Annotated in this window: 11 protein-coding genes; 3 read left to right on the top strand and 8 right to left on the bottom strand. The window is 49.8% G+C overall.

The features are described 5' to 3' along the window. Positions 1-255: 255 nt before the first annotated feature. Together kdgT and araD are read right to left on the bottom strand one after the other, a co-directional pair. Positions 256-1,251: a 2-keto-3-deoxygluconate transporter gene (gene kdgT, locus SPM24T3_RS06945; protein WP_009636015.1), complete on the bottom strand. Its 996-nt coding sequence runs from the start codon at positions 1,249-1,251 to the stop codon at positions 256-258. A 253-nt stretch (positions 1,252-1,504) separates the two neighbouring features. Beyond that, a complete protein-coding gene (gene araD, locus SPM24T3_RS06940) occupies positions 1,505-2,200 on the bottom strand; it encodes an L-ribulose-5-phosphate 4-epimerase (RefSeq protein ID WP_009636014.1) in 696 nt (231 codons plus the stop codon). A gap of 274 nt (positions 2,201-2,474) precedes the next feature. Here araD and osmB point away from each other — a divergent pair, with 274 nt between their 5' ends. Beyond that, positions 2,475-2,696 carry an osmotically-inducible lipoprotein OsmB gene (gene osmB / locus SPM24T3_RS06935; RefSeq protein WP_037377785.1) on the top strand — a complete coding sequence of 74 codons (222 nt, stop codon included), beginning with the start codon at positions 2,475-2,477 and terminating at the stop codon, positions 2,694-2,696. A 204-nt stretch (positions 2,697-2,900) separates the two neighbouring features. On the opposite strand, the gene yciH is transcribed toward osmB, so the two are convergent. Together yciH and pyrF are read right to left on the bottom strand one after the other, a co-directional pair. After that, positions 2,901-3,230, bottom strand: a complete 330-nt coding sequence (yciH, locus tag SPM24T3_RS06930) for a stress response translation initiation inhibitor YciH (RefSeq protein ID WP_009636012.1) — start codon at positions 3,228-3,230, stop codon at positions 2,901-2,903. Between the two features lie 11 nt (positions 3,231-3,241). Then, entirely contained in the window at positions 3,242-3,970 is a 729-nt protein-coding gene (gene pyrF / locus SPM24T3_RS06925; protein ID WP_037377782.1) for an orotidine-5'-phosphate decarboxylase, read from the bottom strand. A gap of 211 nt (positions 3,971-4,181) precedes the next feature. Between pyrF and SPM24T3_RS06920 the strand changes: the two genes are divergently transcribed. Further along, a complete protein-coding gene (locus tag SPM24T3_RS06920; protein ID WP_009636010.1) occupies positions 4,182-4,484 on the top strand; it encodes a hypothetical protein in 303 nt (100 codons plus the stop codon). 11 nt (positions 4,485-4,495) lie between these two features. Here SPM24T3_RS06920 and lapB read toward each other — a convergent pair whose 3' ends face one another. From lapB to pgpB, 3 genes are all read right to left on the bottom strand, one after another. After that, the gene (gene lapB, locus SPM24T3_RS06915) at positions 4,496-5,665 is read right to left on the bottom strand and encodes a lipopolysaccharide assembly protein LapB (protein WP_009636009.1); all 1,170 of its coding nucleotides are present in this window, start codon (positions 5,663-5,665) and stop codon (positions 4,496-4,498) included. Between the two features lie 6 nt (positions 5,666-5,671). After that, positions 5,672-5,980 (bottom strand): LapA family protein, encoded by a 309-nt coding sequence (locus SPM24T3_RS06910; RefSeq protein ID WP_009636008.1) that lies wholly within the window; start codon positions 5,978-5,980, stop codon positions 5,672-5,674. Positions 5,981-6,240: 260 nt separating this feature from the next. Further along, on the bottom strand, positions 6,241-7,011 hold the full coding sequence (gene pgpB / locus SPM24T3_RS06905) for a phosphatidylglycerophosphatase B (RefSeq protein WP_009636007.1): 771 nt from the start codon (positions 7,009-7,011) through the stop codon (positions 6,241-6,243). A 209-nt stretch (positions 7,012-7,220) separates the two neighbouring features. Here pgpB and ribA point away from each other — a divergent pair, with 209 nt between their 5' ends. Continuing rightward, positions 7,221-7,811 carry a GTP cyclohydrolase II gene (ribA, locus tag SPM24T3_RS06900; protein WP_009636006.1) on the top strand — a complete coding sequence of 197 codons (591 nt, stop codon included), beginning with the start codon at positions 7,221-7,223 and terminating at the stop codon, positions 7,809-7,811. A gap of 69 nt (positions 7,812-7,880) precedes the next feature. Here ribA and acnA read toward each other — a convergent pair whose 3' ends face one another. Further along, positions 7,881-10,553 (bottom strand): aconitate hydratase AcnA, encoded by a 2,673-nt coding sequence (gene acnA, locus SPM24T3_RS06895; protein WP_009636005.1) that lies wholly within the window; start codon positions 10,551-10,553, stop codon positions 7,881-7,883. Between the last annotated feature and the right edge of the window lie 152 nt (positions 10,554-10,705).

Raw genomic sequence — 10,705 nt, 5'->3', positions numbered from 1 at the left:
ATCCTCTAAATATTTTAAGCGACAGCAAGGCGGCAACCGCGCGCATCCCCGGGTGCTTACATCAGTAAGTGACCGGGGTAAGTAAGAGCAGCCAACCCAGCTGCCATTTAAAAAACAGCAACTCGCTGGAATCCTCTAAATATTTTAAGCGACAGCAAGGCGGCAATCGCGCGCATCCCCGGGAGCTTACATTAGTAAGTGACCGGGGTAAGTAAGGGCAGCCAACGCAGCTGCCGTTTAAAAGATGACGAGGATTTATTTAATCCGCGCCATTTGATCTTCAATCACCTTACCTTTTATCGCACGATTCTTGATGCGACGTGACCACATAGCAGTCAGGATCGGTACCAATATTGAGGTTACAATTACCGAAGTGGCAACCAGCGCGGTGGCAGCTGGTGCTGCGGCTTTGAATTGCGGTACCATCTCGGCAATCAACACTGGCGTGGCCACCGCGGCACCTGCAGAACTGGACGCGGCTAAACCCGCCGTGCCATCTCCCCCGCCGATGAACTTGTCAGCCAGCATCAACGGGATGCCAGTGATGACGATGACCGACAACCCAAGCATGATGCCAAGCAGGCCAGTTTGAGCTATCACGCTGAGGTTAATAGTATTGCCTAATGCAAAGGCAAAGAAAGGAATCAAAGTCTGCACCGCTTTTGCGAAGAATTCGCGTAATTCTGGGTCGATATTACCTAAGGCAAAGCCTACCAGGAATGGCAGCACCGCTCCGACAAAAACGTGTGGCTCAAAGGAGGCAATCCCCGCCGTGCCAAGGATGATCATGGTCATTAATGGCCCAGATTCCAGCGACATCAAAACGAAAGCACCGGCTTCCTCTTTGGTGCCGTACTGCTGCATCACCGAGGCATAAAGACCGCCGTTGGTCATGTCCATCGAGGCAACCAGAGCCAGCGTAGAGAGTCCGGCAAAGAAGCCAATCTCGACTCCGTGCTCAGGGATAAACTTCGAGGCCAATGCGGCAACCACCCACGCTACGGCGATTTTAGTTACCACCAGCGTGCCTGATTTACGTAATACAGTCCCCGTGGCGCTGAGTTTGATGGAGGCGCCCATACAAAAAAACCACACAGCCAGAATTGGAACCGTGCCAGTAATGAGTCCGTTGGAGAAAGAACCCAGATACTTACCGGAGTCGGGTGCCAACGTATGGCAAACCGCGCCAATAAAAAGTGGTACCAGCATCATCCCACCGGGGATTTTTTCGATTGCACGTTTAATTTGCATGTAATACCCACCTGGTCAGTAGATCGTGAAGTACGATGAATGAGCCTTATTCGGATTAAAACTTAAAAGTTTCTGCTACTGAGCGCTAAATTAGCGGCTTCTTGACGAAATAAAAGTGATCGGCAACATATAAATGAAACGATGTTTCTTTTTAAAAGGTCTGCGGTTTTGATTTTGTGATGCAGGCAAAAAAAAACCGCAACTCTTCAGATGCGGCTTTATTTCGTTTAACTTTGAGGCGAAATTTTTACAGCTATTGGCCGTAATAGGCATGCTTGCCGTGTTTACGCAAATAATGCTTATCAAGCAGCGACTGCTGCATAGTCTCTAACTGCGGAGACAGCTGTTGCGAAAAGATCCCCATGTAGGCAATTTCTTCAAGCACTACCGCGTTGTGCACTGCATTGTCAGCATCTTTTCCCCAGGCAAACGGGCCATGCGAATGGACCAGCACCGCTGGGATTTCCTGGGCGGAAAGCCGACGCTCGGCAAAGGTTTCAACGATAACCTCACCGGTTTGCCATTCATAGCTTTCGGCAATTTCGGCCTTGGTCATCTTGCGAGTACAGGGGATGGCGCCATAAAAATAATCGGCATGAGTCGTTCCCCAAGCCGGAATATCCAGGCCGGCCTGCGCCCAAATAGTAGCGTGACGGGAATGGGTATGCACAATACCACCAATATCGGCAAAGTTGAGGTATAAAACACGATGAGTATCAGTGTCGGAGGACGGCTTTTTATTGCCCTCCACCACTCTGCCGCTCTCAATCTCAACCACCACCATATCTTCCAGGGTCATATGCTGATACTCGATTCCAGAGGGTTTAATAACCATTAATCCAAGCTGGCGATCAACTGCGCTGACATTGCCCCAGGTAAAAGTCACCAGATTATGACGAGGAAGCGCGAGATTGGCTTCAAGTACTTGTTCTTTCAATTGTTTGAGCATTGGCTCATCCTCTATCAGCCCTTTCCTCTATTCTCGGAGCACAGTGCATCGGGGGGTATGGTGAAAATAGCTGAAGAGTACGTACTGTTCTGCTGCAATTAAAAAACTGTCTGCGAGGTTGCCAATTGTGCTGTCTTGGTTATGACCCCGCGGGAATTAAGACTATTTACCTGTTAGCAAAAATCCTTTACCAGTAATTTATGTTAATCCCGCGGAGATGCCATTTATTAACTATACTTATTGATGTTCAAAAGTGAGATCCTTTCTGAGGAGAATGACAATGCTCTTAAATAAACGTATTGCCAGTATTGGCTTGGTGCTTGTAGTTGTGATGTCAGTAAGTGCATGTGGAAACATGTCTAATCGCGGCCGTAATACGGCAATTGGTGCTGGTGCAGGTGCATTGGGAGGCGCAGTGCTGACCAATGGTAGCGCATTAGGTACTCTTGGTGGCGCAGCAGTCGGTGGCGTTGTGGGTCATCAGATCAACCGATAAGAAAAAACCTGGTCAGATAAAAAAAGTAAATAATTTTGACGTTGTTGGTATAAAGAGAAAATATTACTATTTTTCCTCTGCGGTAATCGCTCCTGCATAATAAAATTTGCAGGAGCGAAAAGAATAATATGAATTATTATTCACAATCTGCTGCGAAATAAAAAACGCAGCAGATTGTAATTAGACTTAAAGACACTTTTAACTTCATCCGCCAGCAAGCTTCACTTTCATCCCTTTGGCTTCCAGCAGCTGCTTGAGCAAGTCACGCTTATCACCCTGAATCTCAATCACGCCATCTTTAAGTGAACCGCCACAGCCACATTTTTTCTTTAATTCGGCGGCCAGTTTATCCAATGCCGCGTCATCCAAATCAACGCCCGTGATGAGACACACGCCTTTGCCTTTTCTGCCGCTGGTCTGGCGCTGGATGCGAACCACGCCGTCTCCCCTGGGCCTTTCAACCTTGGCTTTCGGCTCATCAATCCTGCCGCTTTCGGTAGAATAAACTAAACGGCTATTATCATCGTTTCTCATCAATCAACTCCTTACACCAGCGAAGCGCGGATTTCACGCAGCGTTTGCGCCGGATCGCCGGATTGCGTAATCGGACGACCAATCACCATGTAATCTACGCCAGCAAGCTGGGCATCACGAGGAGTCATCACACGACGCTGGTCATCGGCCGCGCTGCCCGCAGGGCGAATGCCCGGTGTGACTAATTTGAATTCCTGGCCCAGCTGAGTTTTAAATGCTACAGCTTCCTGCGCAGAACAGACCACACCATTCAGGCCGCAATCGCGCGTCAACGTTGCGAGGCGTAAAGCGTAATCTGCAGGGCTGAGTGAGATACCGAGATCTGCCAAATCACTGGCCTCCATGCTGGTCAGTACAGTGACGGCAATCAGCAACGGCGCATCCTTGCCAAACGGCAGCAAGGCATTTTTGGCTGCTGTCATCATGCGCGCGCCGCCGCTTGCGTGGACGTTTACCATCCACACACCCAAATCGGCCGCGGCGGCAATAGCGTGCGCCACGGTATTGGGAATATCGTGGAATTTAAGATCGAGGAACACATCAAAATCGCGAGATTGTAGGTCTTTGACCAACTGTGGACCAAACAGAGTGAACATCTCTTTACCGATCTTAAGGCGGCAATCGCGAGGATCAATCCGGTCAACAAAATCAAGCGCGGCTGACTTATTAGCGTAATCAAGCGCGACCACAATAGGAGATGATTTCAAGTCGTTGTTGTGAGGGTTATTTTCTGACTTCATTTCTTCAACCTTTTGTGAGTTTTAAACGAAAAAGAGAGTAGGACAAAATTCTGACGCCCGCATTCTACATGGCGTAGGACCTAAAGCCCAGCCGTTCGTTTCACGACAGATCGTTGATATTTTTGTTACATTTTTATGAATTTTTTGTGAACGGGTAGACAGCAAAGCATCGCTGGCTTAGTTTGTTGTTTTAATCTAGGAATTCTTAAATATGAGTGAGATATCTACATTAACCATTAAGATACCGCTGGCGCTCAAAGAACAAATCAGAGAAGCAGCGTTGCAAGGCGAACATTCTCTCAGTGTTGAAGTTTGCGCCCGTCTTGAACAAAGCTTTGCCATTACTGAAGACAAGAAAAGCAAAAAAGTTGAAAAGCACGAAGAACCTGCCATCGAAATCGATAATCAGCATCTGGGCGAACATACCGAACCTGCGCTCACCCAGAAAGAGCTGAAAAAATTACGTCAACTTCTTAATAAATCCACAGCTAAAACTACCAGCAAAAAGAAGTAACTCTTGCTTCTTTATTGTCCGTCGAGACCTCGAATCGGTTTCACCGTTGCCCAACCGCGACATGACGGACAATGCCAATACAGCGAATGCGCGGTAAATCCACACTTATGGCAGCGGTAGCGCGGCTTGGTGCGGATTTGTTCGCCGACCATATCCCTAAGCAGCATCAAACTCTCTTTCGCACGCCCTTCCTCCGCGTCTGCAAGGTGGTAGTCCATCAAATGATGGAACACACGCATCGTCGGATGGCGCTGTAATTGGCGATTGATATACAGTTGAGCAGCCTCGCGGCCTTCTTCCTGTTGCAGGATCTCGGCCAACATCAGTTCAGCAGTTGCCCCGGTGTTTTCGTCCACGCAGCGTTTAAGAAACTCCGCCCACTCCGTGTGATTACCAAGATGCTGATAGCACTCTTGCAGCATGGTCAACGTTTCACTGACCACTTCTTTATCTTGTTCAAGCACACGTTTCAGTGCATCGGCGGCTTTGCTGTATTCGCCCTGAGCTAACAGGATGCGACCCTGCATCAGCGAAACGCGAGCACAAAGTTTGTCTGACGCAGCGGCTTTTTTCAAAATTGCCGTCGCTTTATCAAGATCATCGGAAGACATCGCCTGCAACGCCAGTTCACAATAGAAGTGGGCGATTTCTTGATGTTTATCATTTTTACCGAGTTTCACCAGTTTTTCGGCAACGTCTATCGCGCTCTGCCAGTCGCTGGTGGCCTGATGGATAACCAGCAGCTGCTGCAAGGCAAGCAGCTTAAAGTCTTCCTCTTTGACCAACTGGTTAAACATGTCTTCGGCGCGATCGTAAAAGCCTGCCGCCATGTAGTCTCGGCCAAGCTGTTGAATTGCCAGCAGTCGCTGCTCGAAAGTCAATGAGGCGCTTTCCATCAACGACTGGTGAATACGAATCGCCCGGTCAACCTCGCCACGTGAGCGAAAAAGGTTACCTAGAGTTAAATGCGCCTCAACAGTGTTGCTGTCTTCCTTCAACATATCAAGAAACAGGTCAACCGCTTTATCTTGCTGATTCGAAAGTAAAAAGTTCACTCCCGCCACATATTCCCGAGATAAACGGTTGGCATTCTGCTGTTTATCCTGTTGTGAGCTTCTGCGCCCCATATACCAGCCATAGGCGGCAGCAACGGGTAATAACAGAAACAGCAGTTCTAACATATAAGGTTATTCCTTGATGACCGGCGACTGTGCAACAGCGGGTTCGGTCGTGGTCGGTGCAACTTGCTGCTCTAAACGTTTGATTTTACGCTGTGCGCGGCCCAATGACAGGCGCACTCGCAAATAAAACAGGCCGCAGATAATCCAGCCCAGCACAAAGCCGGTAGCGAACAGCACGGCTAACAGCGTGGAAACGCGATAATCACCCTGCGCCAGTAAATAGTTAAAGGTTACAACCTGATCGTTATGGGCACCCAATGTGATTGAAATCACGACGATGACCAGCACGAACAAAAAAATCAGCAAATATTTCACATTCATTCCTGTAATGCCGGAGAGTCCGGATAAATTATGCCAAAAACTGACGTCCTAACCTAATAAGTTAGCATTTCCCACCGCCGCAGGGAAATATTGAGGCCTGAATATCCCGAGATTGCGGAAAGTTCATACAACCTCTAAAGACTCGTTCCATAAATACTCCTTTACGGAATCTTAGCATTGCGTTTATCAGACGTACTAAGCAATAGCTCTGTGATTATATGGGGTCAATTGTTCATATTTAAAGGCATAAGAGGTCATTCAGGCTCTCTCTGCTCAATCTCTTGCTGCTCCTGAACTGGCGGAGTGAAGGGCCCGCAGAGTTTTTGTGCAAGCCAGCTGGCGAAGGTGATCAATACCCAACTGATCCCCACTGATGCCATCAAATCTCTAGGCCAGTGCATGCCCAGCAACAGACGACTGCCCATGACCAGGCTCGCCCAAACCAGCAAAATCGCGATTGTCTTGTAATGGCGACGCGGCCACAGTAATCCCACGGCCAACAGCGCCCAACTGGCGGCAAACATTGTATGGCCGGAAGGGAACGCAAAACCCGTATCGGCTTGCCAGCTTTTGCCCAGCCATTGTGGGATAAGCGCATTGTCTTTTACATTGCCCAACTCTTCTTTAACTTGAGCACTGCGCGCCTTGCTTTTTTGCAGATAGAAAGCCGTAACGTCCATTTCCTGAGACTTACCCAGCCATTGCACATAAGGCCTCGGCTCTTGCACCTCTTTCTTGACGTAACTTTTCACCCCCTGGCCAATCAGTACCGCCGCGCTAAGCAACACAATCAGCACGATCGCCGGTTTGATTCGATAACGCAGGCACCAGAGAAACCAGGCGCATAGTACGATATTCGTCAATGTGCCCCACGGAGCACTAACCGTCTCGGTCATCCAGTAGAATGGGCGTAAGATAAGGCCACTCATCCCCGGCGACCATAGCCAGCCGCTTGCCCAGACCAAGGCAGGCATAATGAGGAGGAGTAAAGCTGCACACGACGTCCTTATAGCGATTTGAAGCATTGTATGGCCTTAATATCTAAAGATTCATAAAAATGAAATGTATAATGCGCATTCTACGCAGCGGCCTGCAACGCAGTCCAGCCGTGAATGTTATACTTGTGACTCATACTTTGCGCCGAGTCACACTGTTTTTTCTGGTCAAGCCGTGCATCTCTACGTAGGATGCGCCACAAGAATTGACCAATATATTGTAGGTTTTGGAGAGTAACATGCAGCTGAAACGGGTGGCAGAAGCCAAACTGCCAACACCATGGGGCGATTTCCTGATGGTGGGTTTTGAAGAATTGGCAACCGGACACGATCACCTGGCACTAGTATTCGGCGATATCAGCGGCGAAACGCCGGTGCTCGCACGTGTGCATTCAGAATGTCTGACCGGCGATGCGCTTTTCAGCCTGCGCTGTGATTGCGGTTTTCAACTCGAAGCGGCGCTGAATCACATCGCCGAAGAGGGACGCGGGATCCTGATGTATCACCGCCAGGAAGGACGTAACATCGGCCTGCTGAACAAAATTCGTGCCTACGCGTTGCAGGACAAGGGCTACGATACTGTTGAAGCCAACCATCAGTTAGGTTTTGCCGCCGATGAGCGTGACTTCACCCTGTGCGCCGATATGTTCAAGCTGCTAGGCGTTGATGCCGTTCGACTGCTGACTAATAATCCGAAAAAGGTCGAAATTCTTTCAGAAGCCGGGATTAACATTATCGAACGCGTACCGCTGATTGTCGGTCGTAACCCAAAAAATGAAAACTATCTGGCGACCAAGGCCGCTAAAATGGGTCATTTGCTGGATAAATAATCGTTTCAGCCAATGAACACAAAAAAGCACCGATAATCGGTGCTTTTTTATTTCTAACATTTCAACAGGCTACAGCATTTTTCGGATCACGTAGTGCAGGATCCCGCCGTTTTCAAAATAGGTCAGTTCATTGCCGGTATCGATACGACTGCGCGCATTAATGACCTCTTTCCTGCCGTCGGCGTAAGTAATGTGCACCGGCACGTCCTGCCCCGGTTTCAACGACTGCATTCCACTGACGCTAATGGTCTCGTCCCCTTTGAGATTCAGTGTCTTACGGCTGACTCCCTGTGGAAACTCCAGAGGCAAGATCCCCATGCCAATCAGGTTTGAACGGTGGATACGCTCAAAAGATTCGGCGATGACTACGCGAACCCCGAGTAGTCTAGGACCTTTGGCTGCCCAGTCACGGCTGGAGCCGGAACCATACTCTTTACCGGCAATCACCGCGGTCGGCACGCCCTCTGCCTGATAGCGCATTGCCGCATCATAAATAGCCAGGCGATCGCCGGAAGGAATATGCCGGGTTACCCCACCTTCTACACCGGGAACCATTTCGTTACGAATACGGATGTTGGCAAAGGTCCCGCGCATCATCACCTCATGATTACCACGTCGTGAACCATAGGAATTGAAATCACCGGTTTTTACACCGTGCTCGCTGAGATAACGCCCTGCCGGACTCTCGGCTTTGATATTACCCGCCGGGGAAATATGGTCAGTGGTTACCGAATCGGCCAAAATAGCCAGAATGCGTGCATCTTTGATGTCCTGCACGGGATCCGGTTTAACTTTCATGTCGCTAAAGAATGGCGGGTGGCGAATATACGTCGAATCCTCCTGCCAGGCGTAAGTAGGCGTGCCTTCAACCTTGATACTCTGCCAGTTTTCATCACCGTTAAACACTTCGGCGTACTCTTTGTGGAACATCTCAGTTTTCACCTGCTCGACCGCTTTGGCGATCTCATTGGCCGAAGGCCAGATATCACGCAAATAGACTGGTTTGCCGTCACTGCCGATGCCGAGCGGATCGTGAGTCAAATTGACCGACATATTCCCTGCCAGAGCGTAAGCAACCACCAGCGGCGGCGAGGCCAGCCAGTTGGTTTTGATCAACGGGTGAATACGACCTTCAAAGTTACGGTTACCGGAAAGGACGGCACCGACGGTCAAATCGCCCTGCTTGATAGCGGTTTCTATCGGTTCCGGCAGCGGGCCTGAGTTACCAATACAAGTGGTACAGCCGTAACCCACCAGGTTAAAGCCGAGTTTTTCCAACTCTGGCATCAGGCCAGCGGCATTAAGATATTCGGTCACCACTTTTGAGCCAGGTGCCAACGAGGTCTTGACCCATGGCTTGCTTTTCAGCCCGCGCGCAGCGGCGTTTTTAGCCAGCAGACCGGCGGCCATCAAAACGCTGGGGTTGGAGGTATTGGTGCAGGAAGTAATTGCGGCGATAACCACTGCGCCGGTAGTGAGCTGCAGCGCCTGATCTTTATAATTAAAATCGACACTGTCGCTGTGTGAGGTTGAGTTACTCAGTTCAAGCTCGGTAGCCAACTTAAATGCCTGCGGCACGTTGGGCAATGCCACACGATCCTGTGGACGTTTAGGGCCCGCCAGACTCGACTCAACGGTTCCCATGTCCAGCGCAAGAGTACTGGTGAAAATAGGCTCGTCACCTTCATTGCGCCACAGTCCCTGCTCTTTGCTATAGGCCTGAACCAGCGCAATCTGCTCGTCGCTGCGGCCGCTGAGTTTCATATAGCTCAAGGTTACTTCGTCGACCGGGAAAAAGCCGCAGGTAGCGCCAAATTCAGGGGACATATTGGCAATGGTCGCACGGTCGGCCAGTGGCAAATCAGCCAGACCATCACCGTAAAACTCTACAAATTTACCCACGACTCCGTGCTTACGCAGCATTTGGGTAACGGTTAACACCAGGTCAGTTGCGGTAATACCTTCACCAAGCTTGCCCGAAAGCTTAAAGCCTACAACGTCAGGGATCAGCATCGAGACTGGCTGACCCAGCATTGCCGCTTCGGCTTCGATACCACCACAGCCCCAGCCCAGTACGCCCAGGCCGTTAATCATCGTGGTATGTGAGTCGGTGCCGACCAGCGTGTCAGGGTAAGCAACTTCAACGCCGTTTTGCTGCTCGTGCCACACGGTTTGGCCGAGATATTCAAGGTTTACCTGGTGACAAATCCCCGTGCCCGGCGGCACGACGCGGAAACGGTTAAAGGCTTTCTGGCCCCAGCGCAGGAAAATATAACGCTCGTGGTTACGCTCCATCTCGAGCTTGACGTTTTCACCAAAAGCGGCGCGATCGCCGAACTCATCGACAGTCACCGAATGGTCAATCACTAGATCAACGGGAGATAAAGGATTGACCTGATTGACGTTACCGCCGAGGCGTTCGACCGCCTGTCGCATGGCAGCAAGGTCCACCACGGCAGGAACACCGGTAAAATCCTGCATCAGCACGCGCGCTGGACGGTAGGCAATTTCTCTATCTGCGTGCCCGGTTTTTTGCCAGTCAACAATGGCCTGCAAGTCTTGTTCCGTGACGGTATCTCCGTCAATGTTACGCAACAGGTTTTCCAGCAGCACCTTCATGGATTTCGGGAGTTTATCGATATTACCGAGGGTGGCGGCAGCTTTGGGTAAGCTGTAAAAGTGATATTCCTTATCAAGATCTGCCAGCTTATCCTGACTATTCTTGCGAAGATCGGACGACATAGCTTCTCCTTTTGACGCTCTTTTTTTGTGTGTGGCTTAACATTTTAGACCAAATGACAGGAAAGACCCGCCAGACGGTGCGTGTTCTTATAAAGATAACACAAAATATAATTAACATTTTAATAACAACACGAAGTGCTAATTACATATTG

The organism is Serratia sp. M24T3 (genome assembly GCF_000257645.1).
Classification (GTDB): Bacteria; Pseudomonadota; Gammaproteobacteria; order Enterobacterales; family Enterobacteriaceae; genus Rouxiella.
The sequence above is the reverse complement of the archived record's forward strand: the minus strand, read 5'-3'. Positions and strand labels throughout refer to the sequence as shown.